The organism is Massilia sp. CFBP9012, from assembly GCF_034045115.1.
Lineage (GTDB): Bacteria > Pseudomonadota > Gammaproteobacteria > Burkholderiales > Burkholderiaceae_D > Telluria.
The window spans coordinates 233921-256134 of record NZ_JAXCWM010000005.1 but is presented as its reverse complement, the minus strand read 5'-3'; the positions used below and the strand labels follow the sequence as shown (position 1 = coordinate 256134).

19 protein-coding genes are annotated in these 22214 nt (G+C 66.3%); 10 read left to right on the top strand and 9 right to left on the bottom strand.

The genetic code is table 11. From position 1 onward, the window contains the following. Positions 1 to 60: 60 nt before the first annotated feature. The 4 genes from SOM61_RS10235 to SOM61_RS10220 all read left to right on the top strand — a co-directional run bounded on the left by SOM61_RS10235 (position 61) and on the right by SOM61_RS10220 (position 4864). A complete protein-coding gene (locus SOM61_RS10235) occupies positions 61 to 543 on the top strand; it encodes a CinA family protein (protein ID WP_320473985.1) in 483 nt (160 codons plus the stop codon). Positions 544 to 641: 98 nt separating this feature from the next. Next, complete coding sequence (locus SOM61_RS10230; protein WP_320473984.1) at positions 642 to 3476, top strand: M16 family metallopeptidase; 2835 nt, start codon at positions 642 to 644, stop codon at positions 3474 to 3476. A 57-nt stretch (positions 3477 to 3533) separates the two neighbouring features. Continuing rightward, on the top strand, positions 3534 to 3890 hold the full coding sequence (locus SOM61_RS10225; protein ID WP_320473983.1) for an ArsR/SmtB family transcription factor: 357 nt from the start codon (positions 3534 to 3536) through the stop codon (positions 3888 to 3890). Then, entirely contained in the window at positions 3887 to 4864 is a 978-nt protein-coding gene (locus SOM61_RS10220; RefSeq protein ID WP_320473982.1) for a cation diffusion facilitator family transporter, read from the top strand. Before SOM61_RS10225 ends, SOM61_RS10220 begins: the two co-directional genes overlap by 4 nt. Before the next feature lie 150 nt (positions 4865 to 5014). Here SOM61_RS10220 and cysK read toward each other — a convergent pair whose 3' ends face one another. The 3 genes from cysK to tcdA are packed head-to-tail and all read right to left on the bottom strand — an operon-like array spanning position 5015 to position 7446. Next, positions 5015 to 5947: a cysteine synthase A gene (gene cysK, locus SOM61_RS10215; RefSeq protein WP_320473981.1), complete on the bottom strand. Its 933-nt coding sequence runs from the start codon at positions 5945 to 5947 to the stop codon at positions 5015 to 5017. Between the two features lie 31 nt (positions 5948 to 5978). Beyond that, positions 5979 to 6512 (bottom strand): FKBP-type peptidyl-prolyl cis-trans isomerase, encoded by a 534-nt coding sequence (locus SOM61_RS10210; protein WP_320473980.1) that lies wholly within the window; start codon positions 6510 to 6512, stop codon positions 5979 to 5981. Between the two features lie 43 nt (positions 6513 to 6555). Then, the gene (tcdA, locus tag SOM61_RS10205; protein ID WP_320473979.1) at positions 6556 to 7446 is read right to left on the bottom strand and encodes a tRNA cyclic N6-threonylcarbamoyladenosine(37) synthase TcdA; all 891 of its coding nucleotides are present in this window, start codon (positions 7444 to 7446) and stop codon (positions 6556 to 6558) included. A gap of 110 nt (positions 7447 to 7556) precedes the next feature. On the opposite strand from tcdA, the gene pdxH reads away from it, so the two are divergent. Next, the gene (gene pdxH / locus SOM61_RS10200; RefSeq protein WP_320473978.1) at positions 7557 to 8765 is read left to right on the top strand and encodes a pyridoxamine 5'-phosphate oxidase; all 1209 of its coding nucleotides are present in this window, start codon (positions 7557 to 7559) and stop codon (positions 8763 to 8765) included. A gap of 48 nt (positions 8766 to 8813) precedes the next feature. Further along, complete coding sequence (locus SOM61_RS10195; protein WP_320473977.1) at positions 8814 to 10031, top strand: cyclopropane-fatty-acyl-phospholipid synthase family protein; 1218 nt, start codon at positions 8814 to 8816, stop codon at positions 10029 to 10031. A 177-nt stretch (positions 10032 to 10208) separates the two neighbouring features. Here the strand turns inward: SOM61_RS10195 and msrA are convergent, their stop codons facing one another. Beyond that, complete coding sequence (gene msrA, locus SOM61_RS10190; protein WP_320473976.1) at positions 10209 to 10751, bottom strand: peptide-methionine (S)-S-oxide reductase MsrA; 543 nt, start codon at positions 10749 to 10751, stop codon at positions 10209 to 10211. A gap of 146 nt (positions 10752 to 10897) precedes the next feature. Here msrA and SOM61_RS10185 point away from each other — a divergent pair, with 146 nt between their 5' ends. Together SOM61_RS10185 and SOM61_RS10180 are read left to right on the top strand one after the other, a co-directional pair. Then, positions 10898 to 11410, top strand: a complete 513-nt coding sequence (locus SOM61_RS10185) for a flavin reductase family protein (protein WP_320473975.1) — start codon at positions 10898 to 10900, stop codon at positions 11408 to 11410. Between the two features lie 107 nt (positions 11411 to 11517). Then, the gene (locus tag SOM61_RS10180; RefSeq protein ID WP_320473974.1) at positions 11518 to 12711 is read left to right on the top strand and encodes an acyl-CoA dehydrogenase; all 1194 of its coding nucleotides are present in this window, start codon (positions 11518 to 11520) and stop codon (positions 12709 to 12711) included. On the opposite strand, the gene SOM61_RS10175 is transcribed toward SOM61_RS10180, so the two are convergent. After that, entirely contained in the window at positions 12712 to 13560 is an 849-nt protein-coding gene (locus tag SOM61_RS10175; protein WP_320473973.1) for an oxygenase MpaB family protein, read from the bottom strand. Between the two features lie 95 nt (positions 13561 to 13655). Here SOM61_RS10175 and SOM61_RS10170 point away from each other — a divergent pair, with 95 nt between their 5' ends. After that, positions 13656 to 15614 (top strand): phosphatase PAP2 family protein, encoded by a 1959-nt coding sequence (locus tag SOM61_RS10170; RefSeq protein WP_320473972.1) that lies wholly within the window; start codon positions 13656 to 13658, stop codon positions 15612 to 15614. Between the two features lie 65 nt (positions 15615 to 15679). On the opposite strand, the gene SOM61_RS10165 is transcribed toward SOM61_RS10170, so the two are convergent. From SOM61_RS10165 to SOM61_RS10155, 3 genes are all read right to left on the bottom strand, one after another. Then, on the bottom strand, positions 15680 to 16027 hold the full coding sequence (locus tag SOM61_RS10165) for a hypothetical protein (RefSeq protein ID WP_147935595.1): 348 nt from the start codon (positions 16025 to 16027) through the stop codon (positions 15680 to 15682). Between the two features lie 35 nt (positions 16028 to 16062). Continuing rightward, positions 16063 to 16527: a nuclear transport factor 2 family protein gene (locus SOM61_RS10160; protein WP_320473971.1), complete on the bottom strand. Its 465-nt coding sequence runs from the start codon at positions 16525 to 16527 to the stop codon at positions 16063 to 16065. 122 nt (positions 16528 to 16649) lie between these two features. Further along, the gene (locus tag SOM61_RS10155; protein ID WP_320473970.1) at positions 16650 to 18944 is read right to left on the bottom strand and encodes a carbohydrate binding family 9 domain-containing protein; all 2295 of its coding nucleotides are present in this window, start codon (positions 18942 to 18944) and stop codon (positions 16650 to 16652) included. Positions 18945 to 19210: 266 nt separating this feature from the next. Between SOM61_RS10155 and SOM61_RS10150 the strand changes: the two genes are divergently transcribed. After that, entirely contained in the window at positions 19211 to 21322 is a 2112-nt protein-coding gene (locus tag SOM61_RS10150) for a putative bifunctional diguanylate cyclase/phosphodiesterase (RefSeq protein ID WP_320473969.1), read from the top strand. 147 nt (positions 21323 to 21469) lie between these two features. Here the strand turns inward: SOM61_RS10150 and SOM61_RS10145 are convergent, their stop codons facing one another. After that, positions 21470 to 22153 (bottom strand): OmpW/AlkL family protein, encoded by a 684-nt coding sequence (locus tag SOM61_RS10145; RefSeq protein WP_320473968.1) that lies wholly within the window; start codon positions 22151 to 22153, stop codon positions 21470 to 21472. Positions 22154 to 22214 lie beyond the last annotated feature (61 nt).

Here is a 22214-nt window from a genome sequence, read left to right as displayed (position 1 = left end):
AGTCCGACCGGTTTCCCGACGTGGCATTCGCCCGGCCGGCGGCTTCCAAAGGAGACCCACGTGACGAACGAACTCATTGACCTTGCCCAGAAAGTCAGCGACGCCCTCGGCCCCAAAAAACTGATGCTGGCCGCCGCCGAATCCTGCACCGGCGGCGGCATCGCCTACACGCTCACCGCCATCCCCGGCTCGGGCGACTGGTTCGACTGCGGCTTCGTGACCTATTCGAACACCGCCAAGAACGAGATGCTGGACGTGCCCGATGCCGTGATCGCCCAGTTCGGCGCGGTCAGCGAAGAAGTGGCCGCCGCCATGGCCGCGGGCGCCGTGGCCAACAGCAATGCCGACATTGCCGTCTCGACCACTGGCATCGCCGGCCCGACCGGCGCCGTGCCCGGCAAGCCGATCGGCACCGTGTGCTTCGGCTGGGCGCGCGGCGATCATGTCCATACAGAACGCCTGGTGTTCCAGGGCGACCGCCAGGCGGTGCGCGAGCAGTCCATCGCCCACGCGCTGCGCGGCATCCTGCGCTTCGTCGAGTAAGCTTCGCCTTGCCACAAGTTTCTCCGTATCCGGGATAATGGCAAGGCGTGCGCCGCTCGATCGCGGCAAGGGCATTGTCATTGAATTACGGAGAGTATTTGAACATTCCCACCCTGATGGTCCCGCTGATGCTTGCTGCCGTTCCGGCTACCGCGCCGGCGGCCGGCCAGGCCCAGGACCAGCCTCCTGCGCCGGCCTCGGCGCCGATCCCGTCGATCGCTTTTGAAAAGACGGTGCTGCCCAACGGCCTGCAGCTCATCCTGGTCGAGGACAAGCGCCTGCCGATCGTGGCCGTCAACCTGTGGTACCACGTGGGCCCGGCCAACGAGGCGCCCGGCCTGACCGGCTTTGCCCACCTGTTCGAGCACATGATGTTCGCCGCCACCCGCCACATCCCGCGCGGCGAGGCCGACCGCCTGCTCGAAGGCGCCGGCGCGACCGACAGCAATGGCGGCACCGGCTTCGACAGCACCAGCTACTACGACACGGTGCCCAGCAACCAGCTCGAACTGGCGCTGTGGGTGCATGCCGACCGCATGGGCTTCTTGCTGGACGTGCTCGACCAGCCGGCCTTGACCAACCAGCAGGACGTGGTGCGCAACGAACGCCGCCAGACCGTCGAGGGCGAGCCGTATGGCCTGGTCGAGGAAGCGTTGCTGCAAACGCTGTTCCCCAAGGGCCATCCGTATGCGGCCTCGATCATCGGCTCGCACGCCGACATCCAGGGCGCGCGACTGGAGGACGTGCGCGAATTCTTCACCAACTACTATGGCCCCAACAACGCCAGCCTGGTGATCGCCGGCGACATCGACAAGGGCAAGACACGCGAACTGGTGATGCGCTACTTCGGCGGCCTGCGCCGCGGCCCGGACGTCGTGCGTCCAAAGGTGGTCACGCCCCCGATCGCGGCCGAGCGCCGGGTCGTGGTGCGCGACCGGGTCGAGCTGCCGCGCGTGTTCATGGGCTGGCTGACGCCGGCCGCCTACCAGCCGGGCGACGCCGAGCTGGCGGTGGCCGCCACCATCCTCGGCGGCGGCAAGTCGAGCCGCCTGTACAAGGCGCTGGTGTACGAGCGCCAGATCGCGCAGGACGTATCGAGCACCCAGACCTCGCTGGCCTTGGGTTCGACCTTCGTGGTCGACGTCACCGCGCGCGCCGGCCACACGCCGCAGGAACTGGAAGCGGCGATCGACGCCGAGCTGGAACGGCTGCGCAAGGACGGCCCGAGCGAGCGCGAAGTCGAACGTGCCCGCAACAGCCTGGAGACGGCCCTGCTGGCGTCGCTCGAAAAACTCGGCGGCGACGGCCTGGCCGAGCAACTCAACCACTACAACCTGTACACGGGCGACCCGGGCTACCTGGCCAAGGACCTGGCGCGCCTGCGCCGCATCGACGCCGCCGCCGTGCAGCGCGCGGTGCAGACCTGGCTCAAGCCGGAGGCACGCGCCGTGGTGACCGGGGTGCCCGGCAAGCCGAAGGTCGACGATCCGCGCGCGCCCAAGCCGGTCAAGACGCCGGCCGCGCCAGCCCCACAGGTCGCACTCAATGTGGCCGAACCGTGGCGCGCGACGCCGCCGGTGGCCGGCCCGACGCCGAAGGTCACGCTGCCGCGTGGCGAGACTTTCAAGCTCGCCAACGGCCTGACCGTGATCCACCACCACAATCCGGCGCTGCCGCTGGTGTCGAGCCAGCTGGTGGTCAAGAGCGGTGGCGCGGCGAACCCGGACAATTTGCCGGGCCTGGCCGGCTTCACCGCCCAGATGCTCGAAGAAGGCACGGCCACCCGCAGCGCCCCGGACATCGCCGACGAGATCGCGCAATTGGGCGCCTTCATGGACACCGGCAGCAGCGACGACGTCTCGACCGTATCGCTGCTGGCGCTGCGCGCGACCTTCGCGCGCGCGCTCGAGGTGGTGGCCGACATCGTCCAGCACCCGTCGTTCCCGGCGGCCGAGATCGAGCGCCAGCGGCAGGACCGCCTGGGCTCCCTGACGCAGCAGCGCGACGATCCGGAAACGGTGGCGGCGCTGGCGGCGGCCGGCGCCCTGTTTGGCAGCGCGCATCCAAAGGCTTATGGCCAGCTGGGATTGGCCCCGGCGATCCGCGCCACCACGCGTGAGGACATCGCCGGCTTCTGGCAGCGCCACTACGTGCCGTCCAATGCGGCGCTGGTGGTGACCGGCGACATCACGCGCGCCGAACTGGAAGCGCTGGCCGAGGCGCAGTTCGGCGCCTGGCCGGCGGCCGACGCGCCCGGGGTGAAGCCGGCCGAGACCCGTCCCACGCCGGCGCGCCTGGTGCTTGTCGACCAGCCGGACGCCGGTCAGACAGCGCTGCAGGTGGCCTCTATGGGCCCCGCGCGCGACACGCCCGACTTCCCTGCCCTGCAGGTGATGAACGGCGCGCTGGGTGGCATGTTCTCGAGCCGCCTGAATAACAATCTGCGCGAGACCAAGGGCTATACCTACGGCATCTACTCGCACTTCGACTACGACCGCACCCCCGCGCCATTCTCGGTCGAGGCCAGCGTGCAGCAGGACGCCACCGGCGCATCGGTGCGCGAGATCCTGCGCGAGATCGCGGCCATGCGCGAGCAGCCCTTGTCGCAGGCCGAACTCGATGCGGCGCGCAACGCCCAGCTGCTGTCGCTGCCGGGCCAGTTCGAGACCAATGCCGACATCGGCGCCAGCCTGACCGAGTTGTTCGTCTATGGGCTGGCGCCGGATTACTACGACCGTCTGGCGCGGGAGCTGGCGCAGGTCGGCGTGGAAGACGTGCAGAGAGTCGCGCGGGCGTATCTCGATCCGGACCGGATGATCGTGGTGGCGGTGGGCGAGCGGCGCAAGATCCTGCCGCAGTTGCAGAAACTTGGGCTGGGACAGCCCGAGATGCGCGACGACGACGGGCAGGTGATGGACAAGAAGCAACGCTGAACGACACCGCGCTTGCCCGGCGCGGTTGTTTCACCTAACATATGAACATCTATTCATATGTTAGAGCCACACTTGACCATCGCACATCCTCCCGCCCAGCCCATCGCCCCGCCGCCCGAGGAGGCGATCGGCCAGCTGGCCGACCTGTTCCACCTGCTGGGCGACCCGACCCGGCTGCGCATCGTGCTGGCCTGCCTGGCCCAGCCGACGGCGGTGGGCGATATCGCGGCCGGCCTGTCGCTGTCCAGTTCCCTGGTCAGCCACCACCTGCGCCTGCTGCGCGCGGCCCGCATCGTCAAGGCCGAACGCCAGGGCAAACAAGTTTTCTATTCGGCTGCTGACGCCCACATCAGCAGCCTGCTCTCCACCATGTTCGAGCACATCGCCGAACCCGCCAACGGAATGGACGCATGAGCCACCCACACGACCATCAGCACAAGCACGACCATGACCACGGTCACGATCATGGCCATTCCCATGGCTTCGGCCATCATCATCACCATATGCCCTCGCCCGACGGCCACGGCCGCGCCTTCGCCCTGGCGATCGGCCTGAACCTGGCCTTCGTCATCGTCGAGTTCACCTATGGTTTCATCGCCCACTCCACCGCGCTGATGGCCGACGCCGGCCACAACCTGTCCGACGTGCTGGGCCTGATGCTGGCCTGGGGCGCTGCCCTGCTGGCCAAGAGCGCGCCCAAGGGCCGCTACACCTATGGCCTGCGCGGCTCGTCGATCCTGGCGGCGCTGGGCAACGGCCTGCTCCTGATGGTGGCCTGCGGCGCGATCGCCTGGGAAGCGGTGCAACGCATCGCCGAGCCGGCGCCGGTGGCCGGCGCGACGGTATCGATCGTGGCCGCCATTGGCGTCGTCGTCAATGGCTTCTCGGCCTGGTTGTTCCTGGCCGGCAGCAAGGGCGACCTGAACATCCGCGGCGCCTACCTGCACATGGCGGCCGACGCCGCGCTGTCGCTGGGCGTGGTGATTTCAGGGCTGGCGATCATGTATTCGGGCTGGACCTGGATCGATCCGATCGTGAGCCTGGTGATCGTGGTGGTGATCGTGATCGGCACCTGGTCGCTGCTGCGCGAATCGGTGCAGCTGTCGATGGCCGCCGTGCCGCCGAACGTCGATGCGGGCAAGGTGCAAGCCTTCCTGGCCGGCCAGCCGGGCGTGACCGAAGTGCATGACCTGCATATCTGGGCCATGAGCACGACCGAGACCGCGCTCACTGCCCACCTGGTGATCCCGGGCGGCTATCCGGGCGACGCGGTGCTCGACGCCATCGAGCACACGCTGCGCAAAAAGTATGCGATCCACCATTGCACGCTGCAGGTGGAACAGGGGACGATTCATCACCACTGCACCTTGCAGGGGCACGCGCACTAGCTATAGGTACGCGCAAAACTTGGGTACCCGCCTGCGCGGGTACGACGTGCACAAGGTGCGGGCTAAAGAGTTTGCATCCCGATTCCGCCACTCCAAACAACGTCGTTCCCGCGCAGGCGGGAACCCAAGCATGATGCGCAGGGTTAGCGCTTATCCCGCCAGATTCGCATACAGCGCCGTGCTGAGATAACGCTCGCCGAACGAGGGAATGATGACGACGATCAGCTTGCCCGCGTTCTCGGGCCGGCGCGCCACCTCGATCGCGGCCCACAGCGCCGCGCCCGACGAAATGCCGACCAGCAGCCCTTCCTCGCGCGCGGCGGCGCGCGCCGTCTCGAAGGCATCCTCGTTCTTCACGGAGAATACTTCGTCGTAGGACGCGGTATTCAGTACCTGCGGCACGAAGCCGGCGCCGATGCCCTGGATCGGGTGCGGGCCCTTGGTGCCCTTCGACAGCATCGGTGACGCCTCGGGCTCCACGGCGATGGCCTGGAAGCCGGGGCGGCGCGGCTTGATGACGTCGGCCACGCCGGTGATGGTGCCACCGGTGCCCACGCCAGCCACCAGGATGTCGATCTTGCCGTCGGTGTCGCGCCAGATTTCCTCGGCCGTGGTGCGGCGGTGCACCTCGGGGTTGGCCGGGTTGTTGAATTGCTGCGGCATGAAGGCGCGCGGGTCGCTTGCCACGATCTCTTCGGCGCGCCGGATGGCGCCCAGCATGCCTTCGCTGCCGGGAGTGAGCACCAGCTCGGCGCCATAGGCGCGCAGCAGCATGCGCCGCTCGCTGCTCATGGTCTCGGGCATCACCAGCTTGCAGCGGTAGCCGCGCGCCGCGCACACCATCGCCAACGCGATGCCGGTATTGCCGCTGGTGGGTTCGACGACCGTGGTGTCCGAGTCGATGAGACCGGCCGCCTCGGCGGCCTCGATCATGGCCAGGCCGATGCGGTCCTTGACGCTGTGCGCCGGATTGTGGAATTCCAGCTTGCCGACCAGGTCGGCTCCGCTGCCCATCGCCAGCTTGCGGATGCGCACCAGCGGGGTATTGCCTATCAGTTCAGTGACATCGTTCGCGATTCTCATTACCGCCTCCGTTGCCGAACAAATATTGACGTTATTTGACGTCCAGCAGCTCCACGTCGAAGATCAGGTCGGAATCCGGCGGGATCATGCCGCCGCCCGCGCCGCGCTTGCCGTAGGCCAGTGCGCTCGGGATGATCAGGGTGCGCTTGCCGCCGACCTTCATGCCGGCCACGCCCTGCTCCCAACCCTTGATCACGCGGCCCGCACCGAGCTGGAACTCGAGCGGATCGCGACCGCCGTCGAGCGACGAATCGAATTTGCGTCCGCGCTGCTGGCGGGCCAGCGGCTTGTGGAACCAGCCGGTGTAGTTGACCACGACATTGCTGCCCAGCGACGCTTCCTTGCCGGTGCCGACCACGCGATCGACGATCTCGACCTGGGGCGCGGGCGCTTCGGCCACCGGCGCCGGGACCTGGTTCTCCGGCGGCGCGACCGGCGGGGTGCTCGACTGCTGCACGTCCGGCGGCGGCTGGGTGGTCGGTTTGCTGGCGTCCTGCGCGCCTTCCTGCGCCTGGACGCTCGCGGCGGCCAGCAGCAGTGCAATGAATGCAGATCGACGAATCATGTGTGCTCTTCCAAGAATAGGCAACCGGACGGTTGCAACAATCTTATGATAACAAGGCCGCTTCGGCTTGCACAGTTTGCCCTGCCGGGACAGCCTGGGCTTCCAGGGCAGCCTCGGCATTGGCGGCCTCGGCCAGCCGGCGCAGCACCTGGCCCGCCGTCACCATGCCGAAGGTGGCGGTGACCACCATGCTCGAACCGAAGCCGGCGCAGTTCAAACCGGTGATGCTGTTCGGATCGACATCGCAGGCATCGCCAGCGTCGGGATAACGCAGCGGTTCCATCGAGAACACGGCGTCGATATGGTATTTCTGTTTCTCGCCCCGCGAGAAACCATATTGTGCGCGCAAGATTTTGCGCACTTTCTTGAGCAGGGGCTCTTGTTCGGTACGGGCCAGGTCGCGGATCTCGACCTTGGTCGGATCGATCTGGCCGCCCGCGCCGCCCACCACCACCAGCGGCATCTTGTTGGCGCTGCACCAGGCGATCAGGGCCGCCTTCGGCTTCACGCTGTCGATGGCGTCGACCACATAATCGAAATCCTTATCGCCGATCATTGCCGGGATGTTCTCGGGATCGATAAAATCCTCGACCAGCGTGACCTGGCAGAACGGATTGATCTGGGCGATGCGCTGCTTGAGCGCCTCGATCTTGGCCATCCCGACGGTCGACGACAGCGCCTGGATCTGACGGTTGATGTTCGACTCTGCCACATTGTCGAGGTCGATCAGGGTCAGGCGGCCGACCGCGCTGCGCGCCAGCGCCTCGACCACCCACGAGCCGACGCCGCCGACGCCGATCACGCAAACGTGTGCTGAACGAAAACGTTCAAGCGCGCGCTCACCGTAGAGGCGGGCAATGCCGCCAAAGCGCCGCGCGAAGTCGACTTCTTCGTCCAACGTTGCCGAAAAGAGCTGAGTGTTGATCTGGTTCATCCCAATATTGTAGCGGACACGCCTTTCGCATCTGCACTAAAATACCTCTTAGATAACCAAATAGTGATGAGCAAATTTTTTGCGTGTCACCAAAATGCTACTGGAACGCCATGAGCTCCCTCCTGCACGACGCCGCCCCCGATTTCACCCAGCCGATCGCCGTGCTCAAGCACTGCCACGGACGCATCCGCAAACAGCTCGCGACCCTGGAAAAACTGCTGGAACACCTGCCGCAGCACGGCGCCGACGAGCAGGCACGCCAGGCGGCGAGCGCGGTGCTGCGCTACTTCGACAAGGCGGCCCACCTGCACCACGACGACGAGGAGCAGGACCTGATCCCGATGCTGCGCGCCACCGCCCAGGGCGACGACGCCGCCATCCTGCAGGCGCTGGCGCCGACCATCCTGCAAGACCACAAGGATATGGATGCGCTGTGGCAAGACCTGCACGAGCAGCTGACCGCCATTGCCGAAGGCACGGGCACGGTGCTGCCGGATAGCCAGGTGCGGCGCTTCGTGGCCAGCTATAGCTCCCATATGGAACGCGAAGAAAGCACCATGGCGCCGATGGCGATGCGCCTGTTCTCGCCGGAGCAGATGGCGCAACTGGGCCAGGCCATGCAGCTGCGCCGCGGCATCGCGGCGCCAGGGGCAACCGTGCCCCCGCTGGCGCCGGCCGTGGGCCAGGCCGTGGCCGACCTGCGCAAGGACTACGGCCAGGCCAGCCTGGACGAAGCCGACGTGAGCGACGACCCGATCGCGCAATTCACGGCCTGGTTCGAGCAGGCCCTGAAAGCCGAGGTCAACGAACCGAATGCGATGTCGCTGTCCACCGTGGCCGCCAGCGGCAGGCCCAGCTCGCGCATCGTGCTGGTCAAGCAATTCGATGCGCGCGGCTTCTCGTGGTACACGAATTACGACAGCAAGAAGGGCGCGGATTTGCGCGACAACAGCTACGCCGCATTGTTGTTCTTCTGGAGCGAACTCGAACGTCAGGTACGTATCGAAGGACATGTGGAGCGTACTGCGCCGGACGAAAGCGACCGCTATTTCCGCAGCCGTCCCCTCAAGAGCCGGTTGTCGGCGATCGCCTCGCACCAGAGCGCGCCGATCGACAGCCGTGCGCAGCTCGAACAGAACTACGACGTCGTGGCGCAGGGGGCCGGCGAGGATCCGGCGCGTCCCGACAACTGGGGCGGCTACCGCCTGATCCCCGACCGTATCGAATTCTGGCAAGGCCGGCGTTCGCGCTTCCATGACCGCATCGTCTACGAGCGTCAGGAAGACGGCAGCTGGACGCGCCAGCGTTTGCAACCGTAACCGGCCAGGAGCCGCGGCCGGCTACGCCTTTGATAAAAGGGGTGGACCGTGTTCGATCAGATCAAGCTGTCGGCCTGGCAATCGGGCCTGCGCGGCAAATTGCCGCAACTGTCACTGCCACTGCGCGTGGAGCTATGGAACGGTGAACGCATCGACCTGTCGTCCGATCCACCGCGGGTCACCATCCGCATCCCCGGCCCCGCCGCGCTGCGCTACCTGCGCTCCCCTTCCCTGTACAGCCTGGGCCGCGCCTACGTCGAAGGCGCGATCGAGGTGATGGGCCGCGCGGCCGACATCATCGCGGTCGGCAATGCGCTGGCGGCGTCCGGCGCCGACAATGGGCGCGGCCGCCTGGCCGACGCGCTGGGCTTCCGGCGAAACCACACGCGCGAATCCGACCGCGACGCGATCCGCTACCACTACGACGTCTCCAACGAGTTCTACGCCGCCTGGCTCGATCCCGGCATGGTGTATTCCTGCGCCTATTTCGAAGGGGGCGACGAAGACCTGGCCACCGCGCAAACCAAGAAGATCGACCACATCCTGCGCAAGATCGACCTGCGCCCCGGCCAGACCCTGCTCGACATCGGCTGCGGCTGGGGCGCGCTGGTGCTGCGCGCAGCCGAACAATTCGGCGCACGCTGCGTGGGCATCACGCTGTCCGAGAACCAGGCCGCGCTGGCGCGCGAACGGGTCGTCAAGGCGGGGCTGCAGGACCGTGTCGAGATCCGGATCCAGGACTACCGCGACGTCGACGGCCATTTCGAGCGCATCACCAGCGTCGGCATGTTCGAGCACGTCGGCGTGCAGCACCTGAAGGATTATTTCGCGCAGGTGGCGCGCCTGCTGGCGCCAGGCGGCGTGGTGATGAACCACGGGATCACCACCACCGACGCCGACAACGGCGCCACGCCCTACGGCGGCGGCCAGTTCATCGACGAATACGTGTTCCCGCAGGGAGAATTGGCGCACCTGGCGACCGTGGTGCGGGCGATGCAGGAAGGCGGCCTGGAAGTGCGCGACGTGGAAAACCTGCGCCGCCACTATGCGCACACCTGCGCGCTCTGGACCGACAATTTCGAGAGCAATGCCGCCCACATCCGCACCCTGACCGACCCCAGGCGCTTCCGCATCTGGCACGTCTACCTGGCCGGCTGCGCCTACGCCTTCGCCCACGACCGGATCAGCCTGTACCAGATCGTCTGCGGCAAGGCGGGGAGCGACGTGGCGCAGTTGCCTTGGTCGAGGAGGTATATGTATACGTGATCAGTACCGTTGCTGTAATTTAAACAGCACCGTCACTGTAACCTGACCCGCACCGTCGTCCCCGCGAAGGCGGGGACCCAATTCCTCAGCGCTGTCACGGAAAATTATTGCAGAGGCGGCTCATGCTTACTTGGGTTCCCGCCTCCGCGGGAACGACGTGGGTTGCTTGTATGCTGCCTATGCCTTCAGGCGATCCGTAAATGTCTTGCGGAACTTGGCCACCTTCGGCGCCACCACGAAGGCGCAGTAACCCTGCAGCGGGTGCTGGGCGAAGTAGTTCTGGTGATAGTCCTCGGCCTTGTACCAGGTTTCCTGCGGCTTGACCTCGGTGACGATCGGCGCGTCCCACACCAGGCCCATCTCGCCGATCACCTTGTGCGCAACCTCCACCTGCTCGGGCGAGGTGGTGAAGATCACCGAGCGATACTGCGTGCCGACGTCGTTGCCCTGGCGATTCAGGGTGGTCGGGTCGTGGATGGTGAAGAAGATTTCGAGGATGTCGCGGTAGGCGATCACGGCGGGATCGAATTCGAGACGCACCACCTCGGCGTGGCCGGTGGCGCCGCTGCACACCGCTTCGTAGCTCGGATAGTCGACCTGGCCGCCCATATAGCCCGATTCCACACGGGTGATGCCGCGCGCCTCGAGGTACACCGCTTCCACGCACCAGAAGCAGCCGCCGCCCAGGATGGCTACTTCGGTTGCTTTTTGCTCACTCATAGTTCACCTTGGCATTTGTAAGAACAGATAAGCTTTAATGTAGCGCAAAGTACCTTGTTCTGCATTGAACTGCCGGCATAGTCACCACGGTTACGGCAAGGACACCCCCGACGATGGCATAATGAGCGCCAACGCTCAGGAACCGCATGAATACACTGTCCTCCCGCGCAACGACGCGCGGCTTCGATACAACACATTTCCGCCACGCCCTGTCGCAATTCGCGACCGGCGTGACCGTCATTACCACACGCCTGGCCGACGGCAGCTTCCGGGGTCTCACCGCCAGCTCCTTCAATTCGGTCTCGCTCGACCCGCCGCTGGTCTTGTGGAGCCTGGGCGCCGGCGCCAACAGCCTGCCCATCTTCAGCGGCAACTCGCACTACGTCATCAATGTGCTGTCCGCCGGCCAGGAAGAACTGGCGCTGCGCTTCTCGCGCCGCACCGAGAACCCGTTCGAGGGCGTCGAGTACGAACTGTCGCGCACCGGCCTGCCGATCCTGAAAGGCGTGTCGGCGTGGTTCGAATGCCACAACCGCAGCCGCTATCCCGAAGGCGACCACGTCATCTTCGTCGGCGAGGTCGAGGAGTGCCAGGTCCATCCACAGTCGGCCCTGATCTTCCACGGCGGCAAATTCGGCAGCACGGCCGGTCAAAAATAGAAATTCCTGTCGCAGTTTCAAAAGATACGTGGGCGGCACGTTTCTATAATGGCCAGGTGCGCCGCGCGCGCTACCGACCGAACTAGAATCCAGAGACAGGAATTTCCATGACCCGTACCGACTCGTCCAAAAAAGCTTCCTTCCACTGGGATGACCCGCTGTTGCTGAACAGCCAGCTGACTGACGACGAGCGCATGGTGCGCGATGCGGCAGCCGCCTATTGCCAGGACAAGCTGCAGCCGCGCATCCTCGAGGCCTTCCGCCACGAGGCCATGGACGTCTCGATCTTCCGCGAAATGGGCGACCTGGGCCTCTTGGGCCCGACCATTCCCGAGCAGTACGGCGGCCCTGGCCTGAACTACGTCGCCTACGGCCTGATCGCGCGCGAAGTCGAGCGCGTCGACTCCGGCTACCGCTCGATGATGAGCGTGCAATCCTCGCTGGTGATGGTGCCGATCTACGAATTCGGCAATGAGGAAACGCGCCAGAAATACCTGCCGAAGCTGGCCACCGGCGAATGGATCGGCTGCTTCGGCCTGACCGAACCCAACCACGGCTCCGACCCGGCCTCGATGGTCACCCGCGCACGCAAGGTCGATGGCGGCTACAGCCTCACCGGCAGCAAGATGTGGATCACCAATTCGCCGGTCGCCGACGTGTTCGTGGTGTGGGCCAAGGACGACGAAGGCGCGATCCGCGGCTTCGTGCTCGAGAAGGGCTGGAAAGGCCTGTCGGCGCCGGCAATCCACGGCAAGTTCGGCCTGCGCGCCTCGGTCACCGGCGAAATCGTCATGGACGAGGTGTTCTGCCCGGAAGAAAACGCCTTCCCCGAAGTGCGCGGCCTGAAGGGCCCGTTCACCTGCCTGAACTCGGCGCGCTACGGCATCGCCTGGGGCGCGCTGGGCGCGGCCGAAGACTGCTGGCACACCGCGCGCCAGTACACGATGGACCGCACCCAGTTCGGCAAACCGCTGGCGGCGAACCAACTGGTGCAAAAGAAGCTGGCCGACATGCAGACCGAGATCACCCTTGGCCTGCAAGGGTGCCTGCGCCTGGGCCGCATGAAGGACGAAGGCACGGCGGCGGTCGAGATCACCTCGATCATGAAGCGCAACTCGTGCGGCAAGTCACTGGACATCGCCCGCGTCGCGCGCGACATGCTGGGCGGTAACGGCATTTCGGACGAGTTCGGCATCATCCGCCACATGGTCAACCTCGAGGTGGTCAACACCTATGAAGGCACGCACGACATCCACGCCCTGATCCTGGGCCGCGCGCAGACCGGCATCGCCGCGTTCTGATCATCGCTCAGTGACGCGCCGCGCGGCCTGGGCCTGCGGCGTGTCGCCCAGCGGCACCAGCACCGACCCACGCGCCAGGGCGCGCACCAGCGCCGCTTCGCCGAAGCGCAATCCCCGTCCGCGCAGCTGCGGCAGCGAGCGCACCGGCTCGGGCGTGATCTCCACCGCGGCGCGCACCAGCAGCCGCTGCAAGGGCCGCAACGGCGCCGGCAGGATGGGCGCCTCGCCCATGATCCGCACGAAGTCCGCGAGGATATCGGAGCCTTCCAGTCCGGGCGCGGTCTTCGCCAGCATCGCTTCCCACTCCTTCCATGAACAGGGGGCGCCGGTCGCCCCGTACAGGCGCGCGGCCGGTTCCGACTCGGCGAAGGCGGCGTCCTTCTCGGCATCGGACAGCGCGCGCACATAGCGGTGATAGGCCTCGGTGAACCCGAACGAGGCGGTCGCCTGCACCCAGTCGAGCAGGCGCGGATCGTTGGCCTGGTAGGCCACGCCATCGGGCGTAGTGCCCTTGACCCGGCCATGCATGCGCACCACGTGCGCGATCATTTTTTCGGCCGCCGGGCGCGGGCCGTACACCGTCATCATCGCCGCGAAACCGGTGCGGCGCAGGCGCGTGCCCGGGTCGCGCTGGAAGCTGCTGTGGTCCCATACGCCGGAGCGCACCGACGGCTCGGCCAGTTCCAACAGCACCGCCGTCACGCCGCCGACAAAGAGGCCAATGGGATTGGCGAACACGCGCCACGAGACGCCGTCATGCGGCGCCAGCGCCGCCTCGCCCGCCGGCTGGCTGAAGTCGAAGGCCATGCCCGCCGGGGGCTGCATCAGATCGCGTACCGCATCGAGCATTCCATTCCTCCTGATGATCCCGTCATCAACGTGTCATGGCGTATTCATATCATCCCTTCAATTTTTGTGTTTTACATTTCACTGAAGGATTTCACATGCACCAAGTAGTCCAGCTGCGCCGTCTTCCCCTCGCCCTCGCCATCGGCGCCGTCCTCGCCCTCTCCGCCTGCGGCGGCTCGGACCACGACGACGATGCCGACGTCGTTGTCGTCATCCCCCCGGCGCCGGCCGACCAGGGTGCGGCCGACAGCGCGCCGGTGCCGGGCGTCACGGCCTTCGTCGACACCGTCGCCACCAACCAGCGCGGCGACGCCCGCTACGCCACGCTGGCCACCAACGCCGGCGTGCGCGTCCTGGGCGGCATGCTCGACATCTTCAAGCCGGTGGCCGAGATCGTCGATGCCGGCGTGACCGCGCCGGCCGTGGACGGTTTCCCGGCCATCGTCGCCTCGACCTGGACCGGCGTGCCGAACGACGGCAGCAACGGCGGCACGATCGTCAACGCGCAGGTGCACAACGCGAACATCGACTACGTGGTCAAGGCCACCGCCAGCCGCACCCCGGAGCAGACCTTGCTGGCCTACCTGGACGACCGTCGCGGCAAGGGCTACAGCACCGCCAGCGGCATGGGTCCGCTGACCGCCGCCTGGCGCAGCGCCTCGCGCCAGACCACCACCATCAACGACATGCCGCAGGACGCCGTGACCGTCAAATACGAAGACGGCGGCAACAACAACGGCGTGGGCGGCGATGCCAATCCCGAGTTCGGCAAGGTGATCGACCTGGTCAATGCGATGGGCGCCAACGGCTCGACCGAGCCGGCCAAGCGTTTCTATAAATACGCGCGCCCCTACCGCTGGAGCAGCGCGGTGCAGGTGGTGCCGCAGCTGGAACCGGCCAAGAGCACGACGCCGGGCACCGACGGCGGCTTCACCAGCGGCCACTCGGCCGAGGCGACCCGCAACGCCGTCGCGATGGCCTATGTGGTGCCGGAACGCTTCCAGGAACTGGTCGGCCGCGGCCTCGAATTGGGCGAGAGCCGCATCTTCGCCGGCATGCACTCGCCGCTGGATGTGATCAGCGGCCGCGTGCAGGCGCAAGCCATCGCCGCCGCCAACCTGATTGCCGCCGGCGCCACCACCCGCGCCGCCGCCCGCGCCCAGGCCCAGGCCACGCTGATGAAGCTGACCGATACCAATGCCGGTAACTTCGCGAACTACGCCGTTTCCGGCACGCCGGCCAACGACCGCTTCGCCGACTACGCGACCAGCCGCGCCAACTACCTGCGCCGCATGACGTATGGCTTGCCGCAGATCGGCTCGACCACCGCGCCGGCCGTCGTGCCGAAAGGCGCCGAAGTGATGCTGGAAACCCGCCTGCCCTACCTGAGCGAGGCGCAGCGCCGCGTGGTGCTCAAGACCACCGCGATCCCTTCCGGCTATCCGGTGCTGGACGATCCTGAAGGCTGGGGCCGCCTTAATTTGTTTGCCGCGGGCGAGGGCTATGCCGTCTTCACCGGCAACGTGGTCGTGAACATGGATGCGGGCAAGGGCGGCTTCAATGCGGTCGACCGCTGGCGCAACGACATTTCGGGTAGCGGCAAGCTGGTCAAGCAAGGCAGCGGCAACCTGAAGCTGGGCGGCAAGAACAGCTGGACCGGCGGCGCCCAGGTCGAAGGCGGCACGCTCGAAGCCCTGTCGATGACGGCCTTCGGCACCGGCGACGTGTATGTCGCCAGCGGCGCCACGGTGGTGAACAATACGGCGGGCACGTTGGCCCTGGCCAAGCAATACACCCAGCTCAAGGGCGGCACGCTGGAAATGCGCGTCGGCGCCGTGACCCAGGGCCACCTGAGTGTCAACGGCGCGGTGACCGTCGGCGGCGGCACCTTGCGCATCGTGTTCCAGAACGGCTACAAGCCGGCGGCTGGCGCGACGCTCAAGGTGATCACGGCGGGCAGCCTGAAAGGCAAGTTCGAGACCATCACGATCGAGGGCTTCACGGTGACGCCGACCTATACCGCGACCGGACTGGAACTGCGCCTGGGCGCTTGATCCCCAGCGCCGCGTCGATGTGAAAAGGGCCGGGATCGCTGTCGATCCCGGCCCTTTTGTCTTGCTTATTCGTCGAAGTCTTCGGCCAGGTTCTTCCAGCCGCGGCTCTTGGCGAAGGCCGCGAATTCCTCGGGCGCTTCGAGCACGATCAGGCGGCTCTCCTGCAGGCCCGGATCGCTGTGGCCGAAGTCCGGCCCCTTGTAGCCGACCGCGCGCAGGCGGTCGACTAGCTGGCGCACCAGGACCGTGTCCTTGTAGGCGCCCGGTTCGAGCTTGGCCGCGAACTTCACGTACACGTCAATAATCCCGTAGCCCTCGTCGAAGATGGTGATGTTCTTTACGTCGAGGGTACGGCCTTGTCCGTCCTTGGCCTGGAAGGCGCCGGACAGTTCAATATCGGATTCGGTAGTCATGGCGTCAGCATATCACCGCGGCGCCCGGCGCGGCGTCAGTGATCGTAGCTCAGGACGCGCAGCAGCTTCCAGGCGCCGTCCTCGCGCGCCCACACCATCGAGAAGCGATAGACGCTGCAGCCTTCGGGCTCGCTGGCCGACGGCTTGTTGCAGAAGCGGTGCTTGCCGATGTGCATGGCATGATCCGGCCCGGATGGGATGATGTCCACGCTCTCCGGCATGGCCTCGCGCCGGACCCGGTTCGGTCCCTTGAACATCTTCTCGAACGCAGCGATGTTGTCGTCGTAGCCGGTGAGGCCACTGCGGTCGTGATAGAACTCGAGGCGCCGGCTGAAGCCTTCTTTCATCGGGCCGATGTCGCGCGCATTCATGCCGCCGAACAGGCGCGCGTCGGCCGCCGTGATGTCTGCCGCCAGGCGCGCCCGGTCCTGTCCGTCATCGGCGCCAGATGCCATGGCGCTTGCCGCCGTCAGGCAGGCCGCCAGCAATCGCTTGTTCATGTTCTCCCCCGTCCATTGGATGCCCGTACTATGCCAGCGCTCACCGCCGCGGGCATGACCATTCCGATGGAACGACGAAGCGCTGGGCCGAATGGCGGCCTCTCACGATAAACGGATCGCGCCTACACTTCCCACTGCAGCTTGAAGGTCAGCGACCTGCTGCGCTCATCCACCAGCGGCAGCTTGTCGTTCACGATGCCGAACGACACCGTGCGCCCGACCCGCCACTGGTAGCGGTACAGCAGCGAGCGATGGATCTGGCGGTCGTTCCACGCCTCCAGCTGGGTCACGCCGTCGTCGCGCCGCGCGGCCCAGGTGTTCTGGGCCAGCAAGCGCAATGAATCGCGTGAACTGAAATGCAGCATCGCCAGCCAGCGCCAGGCGGTGTCGGAGAACGCGGGCTGGCCCAGCGTGCCCTGCACCCAGGCCCGGTTCACGTGGTGGTCCAGCTCCAGTGACCAGCCGCGGCGCAATGGGAAGCGCAGCCCCACGTCCAGGATCACGTTGCCGCCCGGCCCCACGCGGTCGGCGTCGACGTCGAGCTGGCGTCCGAGCGCGACCTCCATCGCGATCTTCGAGACCCACGGCGCCGGCGTGGCGCCGATGCCGAAATTGACGACCCGGGTATCGTGCAGGCGCCCGCCCGGCCTGCCGCGCTGGCGGTCGAAGCCCAGCTCGACCCAGGCGTCGGTCTGCAGCGGCGCGGCGAACCACACGCCAGGGCGCAGCTTGCGCTCGACGGTCTCGCCGCCGCGCTGGCCTGCGCTTTGTCCACCACCTTTGTCGTCGGCCAGCGTGCGCATCTCGTGCACGATCAGATAGGTCTCGAATTCATACAGTTCTAATGCCCCCAGAGATTGCGGGCCCAGGATGCGGTTCATCGATCCCGTGATGCGGGCGATGCCGGCCTGCGGCACGAAGCCGTTGTCGTTCACGAAGCCCGGCGCGATCGCTTCCACCTCGGCCTCGTGCCACCAGCGTGCGGTCTTGTGCAGGTACTTGCCCCACAGGTAGCCGCCGGAACGCCCGTCGACCTTTGCCGGCAGGTCGTCGTCGGTGAAGCCGGCGGTCGTGCGCGAGGCCATCGCCACGCCGGACAACTGATGCTGGACGCCGCCGTCGGTCTCGCCGCGCCATTGCGCATCGAGGCCCAGCACTTCATTCGACCCGAAGCGGTGGTAGTTGCGCTGCGAGACGAAGGCGCCCAGCAGCAGGCCTTCCTGGTGCCAGCGCGCACGCGCCAGGCTGGCCATTGTGCGCTGGGTCTGCGCGTATTCCAGCGTTTCATAGGGACGCCCGCGCAGCACCAGGCCGCCCGGCTCGTCGCGCAGGCTCATCGCGGTGGCGTCCATGTGCGCGCCGCGCCAGGTCGCGCGCAGGCCGTATTCGGGATCGTTCACGGTGCGCGAATAGAAGGCCGGCAGCGGCAGGCCCAGCACGTCGGCGCTCTCCAGGAAGAAGCCGCGCTTCTCGGGCAGGCTGAGCGCCACGTTGCTGGCGCCCTGCGACACCGGCTCGTCGATCTCGACCTGCGAGAAATCCGGGTTGATGGTGGCGTTGAACACCCAGTCGGCGCGCGGGCGGGCATTGATTTCCAGGCCCAGCTCGGCCTGCGAGCCGCGCATCCGCTGGCCCGGACTCCAGGCGCGTGCGCTGCGCACCGTCAGTTCGGGACGCAGCTCGACGAAGCCGCGGTCGCGCACCGCTTGTACGGTGGCGTCCATGCCCGCGATCTCCTGCAAGAAGCTCAGGTGGCTCAGGGCGTCGATCCGGAACGGCGCCGTCACCAGCAACGCTCCTTGCGCATGCGGGACGCTGCGCTCGACCATCATGCGCCAGTTGCGTCCGTCCGCATACGGGAAACGCAGGTTCGACAGCGGCCAGCGCACTTCCATGCTGTAGCCGTCGGGCAGGATCTTGACGGCGGTCTCGACCGGGAAGTCCGGCCCCAGGTCGGATTCATCGTCGTCGGCGCGGTGGATGCCGTCGCTGACCACGCCCAGGGTATTGATGCGCACGAACTGGGCCGAGCGGCCGTGGCCGGCCGGGTCGATCCAGATGCCGATGAAGTCCTGGTCGGGGGCGATCTTGTCGCGCCGCGCCAGCTGGCCGCGGCGCCGCTCGGGCGCCGGATCCCAGGCGCGGATGCCGAATACCAGCGCGCCATCGTCCACTAGCAACTGCACCGTCGTGCGCAAGCCCCCTGGAGGGGGCTGCCCGTCGCGCGGCAAGTGCTTGTGGAAATCGTCGTACAGCGGCGAGCGCTGCCAGACCGCCTCGTCGAGCACGCCGTCGATCGCCGGCGCCTCGGGCGCGCCAATGCGCAGCGCGCGCAAGCCGTCGCGATCGGCGGAAGCATGCGCAGCACCGGCCGAGAGGAAGGCGGCTAGCAGGACAAAAAATCGGCGCAGGTTCACGTCAGAGGGATCGCTCGGGGATGGGGGCCGGGCAGTCTAGCATGCAAGTTGTTAAAAAGAAAATTCAACCGGTATTCCATGCAACTTGGGTTGCGACTGTGAAAGTGATTATTGAACATGTCACATTCCGTGGTATGGCGTTCTCATTTGACAATCTTTAGCGCTATCAGCCTCAGGTCCACTCTGTGTGCGTGGGTATTTACGCTACCATCAATGCACGACGCATGAAGATCGTGCCAGTCTCTACTTCTTGGGCGTGAGAACACATGAGTGCGCAGACGAGTACGACGCAGCCGGATCCTTCCCTGCCCGAGCAGCCGGGCGCCCTGTCGCTCGACCTGCTATTAAGTCACCTGCCGGGCGCAGTCTATCGCTGCCATAACGACCGCGACTGGACCATTGAATTCATCAGCGAGGGCGTCGAAAAGCTGACCGGCTACTCGCCGGCCGCCTTCACCGCGCGGCCTGGTCTACCTTTCGGCTCCATCATTGTTCCTGAGGATCGCGTCCTGGTGGATGGCGCGGTCGCCCTTGCGCTGGCCCAGGGCCGCGCCTACCAAGTCACCTACCGGATCCGCACCGCGAGCGGCGACATACGCTGGATCTGCGAACAGGGTTCGCTCAATCTGTCGGGCGGCGCACCCGGCATGCTGGAAGGTTTTCTCTCCGACTTCACGCGCCTGAAAAAGGCCGATCTCAAGATGCAGGAGCAGGCCTCGTTCCTGCAACGGGCGCGCGACGCCATCATCGCGATGGATATGCATTCCGTCATCAGCTACTGGAACCATGGCGCCGAGCGCCTGTATGGCTGGAGCGCCCAGGAAGCGCTGGGCAAGCGCTTCTGCGACCTGTTGTGCGACAAGCCCGCGCTCTACGAGGCCGCCTTCAGGCACACGCTCGAGTCGGGCGAGTGGGCGGGCGAACTGGCCCATATCCGGCGCGACGGCTCGACGGTCGACACCGATACCAGCTGGACCTTGCTGGGCCCGGACGACATCCTTGGCGCCTGCCAGAAGATCCTGGTGATCGGCACCGACATCAGCGAACGCAAGATCAACGAGGCCAGGATCTTCCACCTGGCCTTCTTCGACCACCTGACCGACCTGCCCAACCGCGCCAACCTGCTCGACCACCTGCGCCGCGCCCTGCTCACCAGCACGCGCACGCGCAAGTGGGGGGCGCTGATGTTCTGCGACCTCGACAATTTTAAATTCCTCAACGACAGCCAGGGCCACGCGGCCGGCGACCAGCTGCTGCAGGCGGTGGCGCGCCGCCTCGAGCACTGCGTGCGCGAGGCCGACATGGTGGCGCGCCTGGGCGGCGACGAATTCGTGGTGCTGATCCAGCCAACTGAGGACGCACGCGAACTGGCCGCGAACCAGGCCGAAATCGTCGCTGCCAAGGTCGTGGCGGCCCTGGCCGCGCCGTTCCAGCTGGGCGAGCTGAATTACTCGGTGTCGGTCAGCATCGGCGTGGTCACGCTGTGCGGTGTCCACGACACGGTGGAATCGACCTTGCGCCAGGCCGACGGCGCGATGTACCAGGCCAAGGCCGCGGGCCGCAACACCTTTCGCTTCCACGATCCGGCGGTGCAGGCCGCGTGGTCGGCACGCGCCGAGCTCGAAGGCAGCCTGCGGCGCGCGCTGCAAAACGACGAGTTCATACTGCACTACCAGCCCCAACTCGACCGCTCGGGCCGGGTGCTCGGGGCCGAGGCGCTGCTGCGCTGGCGCCTGCCCAATGGCCGGGTGCTCTACCCGGCCGAATTCATCCGCGCCGCAGAGGAAAGCGGGATCATCGTCGAGATCGGCAAATGGGTGCTGCGCACCGCCTGCGCCGAGCTGGCGCGCTGGCAGCGCGTGCCCGAGACGGCCGGCCTGACCCTGTCGGTTAACGTCAGCGCGCGCCAGTTCAACCAGCCGGATTTCGTGCCCATGCTGCAGGGGATCTTCGAACACAGCGGGGTGCAGCCATCGGGCCTGAAACTCGAACTGACCGAAAGCCTGGTCATCACCGATTTCGTCCAGACCGCGCACACCATGGCCACGCTCAAGCGGCGCGGCCTGAGTTTTTCGCTGGACGACTTCGGCACCGGATACTCATCGCTGGCCTACCTGCGCAAGCTGCCGCTCGACCAGCTCAAGATCGACCACTCCTTCATGCGCGACGTGCTCACCGACCAGAACGACGCCTCGATCGTGCGCTCCATCATCGCGCTGGGAGACAGCCTGGGATTACAGGTGATTGCCGAAGGGGTCGAGACGCTGGGACAGCGGCAGTTCCTGTCGGATGCCGGCTGCTATCTCTACCAGGGTTTCCTGTACCAGCATGCCCTCAGCGCCGAGCATTTCACGCAGTACGCGCGCGGGGTGCATTAACGTTTACCGCTAACGTAAAAACGTCGTCCCCGCGCAGGCGGGGACCCAAGTTTTCCAGCGCAGTGTCTACATAAAACGTAGTGGCTACACAAAGGACTTGGGTCCCCGCCTGCGCGGGGACGACGTATTGAAGCTAACGAAAACCGCTTAGAACTTGTAACCCACCGCCAGCACGATCGCCACCGGATCCAGTTTCATGAACTGGGTCTGGCCGGTCGAGAAGTGCACGTCGGTGCGCAGGCGGGTCTTGATGACGGTGGCGTCGGCGAACCAGCGCTCGTCGAAGTTCATCGCCACGCCGACTTGCGCGCTATAGGTCAGCTTGTTGTCGATCTTGAAGGTGGTCGGCACGTCGCTGCCCGGATTGGTGATCGCGGTCATCTTGCTCGAGCCGCGTTCCTTCATGAAGTAGGCATAGGTCGGGCCGACGCCGATGAACGGACGGAAGGTCGAGGTCGGCGCGCCGAAGCGGTATTGCACGAAGGCGGTCGGCGGCAGCGCCTCGACTTCACCCAGCTTGCCGGTGCCATCGATCGCGCCGGCGCCGTAGATGCTGTGCTTGTATGGCGTGCCGAGCGCGCCTTCGAGCGAAATATTGTCGGTCAGGCTGTACGACAGGATCAGCACCGGCTGCATGTCGTTGCCGACGTCGGCCTTGGTGCCCGGCAGCGCCGGCGCGCTGATGTCGCCGCTCTCGACCTTCGGCATCAGGCGGTTGAAACCGACCTTGGCCGTGATCTGGCCGGCCGATTGCGCGTATGCGCCGGACGCGAATGCCAGCCCGGCAGCCACACCCAGCACCTTGATCATGCTGTTGAAACGAACTTTCATGCTATCTCCTGATATGTGTGTGAGGGCCCGCCGCCAGGGCAGCAGGCCCGCCGCTGCTTGC

Coding starts and splice junctions, on each gene's coding strand:
- SOM61_RS10225 (WP_320473983.1), top strand. CDS start 3,534: ATGTTAGAGCCACACTTGACCATCGCACATCCTCCCGCCCAGCCCATC.
- SOM61_RS10180 (WP_320473974.1), top strand. CDS start 11,518: ATGACCCGTACCGACTCGTCCAAAAAAGCTTCCTTCCACTGGGATGAC.
- pdxH (WP_320473978.1), top strand. CDS start 7,557: ATGAGCTCCCTCCTGCACGACGCCGCCCCCGATTTCACCCAGCCGATC.
- SOM61_RS10145 (WP_320473968.1), bottom strand. CDS start 22,153: ATGAAAGTTCGTTTCAACAGCATGATCAAGGTGCTGGGTGTGGCTGCC.
- SOM61_RS10185 (WP_320473975.1), top strand. CDS start 10,898: ATGAATACACTGTCCTCCCGCGCAACGACGCGCGGCTTCGATACAACA.
- cysK (WP_320473981.1), bottom strand. CDS start 5,947: ATGAGAATCGCGAACGATGTCACTGAACTGATAGGCAATACCCCGCTG.
- SOM61_RS10160 (WP_320473971.1), bottom strand. CDS start 16,527: ATGAACAAGCGATTGCTGGCGGCCTGCCTGACGGCGGCAAGCGCCATG.
- msrA (WP_320473976.1), bottom strand. CDS start 10,751: ATGAGTGAGCAAAAAGCAACCGAAGTAGCCATCCTGGGCGGCGGCTGC.
- SOM61_RS10220 (WP_320473982.1), top strand. CDS start 3,887: ATGAGCCACCCACACGACCATCAGCACAAGCACGACCATGACCACGGT.
- SOM61_RS10165 (WP_147935595.1), bottom strand. CDS start 16,027: ATGACTACCGAATCCGATATTGAACTGTCCGGCGCCTTCCAGGCCAAG.
- SOM61_RS10210 (WP_320473980.1), bottom strand. CDS start 6,512: ATGATTCGTCGATCTGCATTCATTGCACTGCTGCTGGCCGCCGCGAGC.
- tcdA (WP_320473979.1), bottom strand. CDS start 7,446: ATGAACCAGATCAACACTCAGCTCTTTTCGGCAACGTTGGACGAAGAA.
- SOM61_RS10170 (WP_320473972.1), top strand. CDS start 13,656: ATGCACCAAGTAGTCCAGCTGCGCCGTCTTCCCCTCGCCCTCGCCATC.
- SOM61_RS10150 (WP_320473969.1), top strand. CDS start 19,211: ATGAGTGCGCAGACGAGTACGACGCAGCCGGATCCTTCCCTGCCCGAG.
- SOM61_RS10175 (WP_320473973.1), bottom strand. CDS start 13,560: ATGCTCGATGCGGTACGCGATCTGATGCAGCCCCCGGCGGGCATGGCC.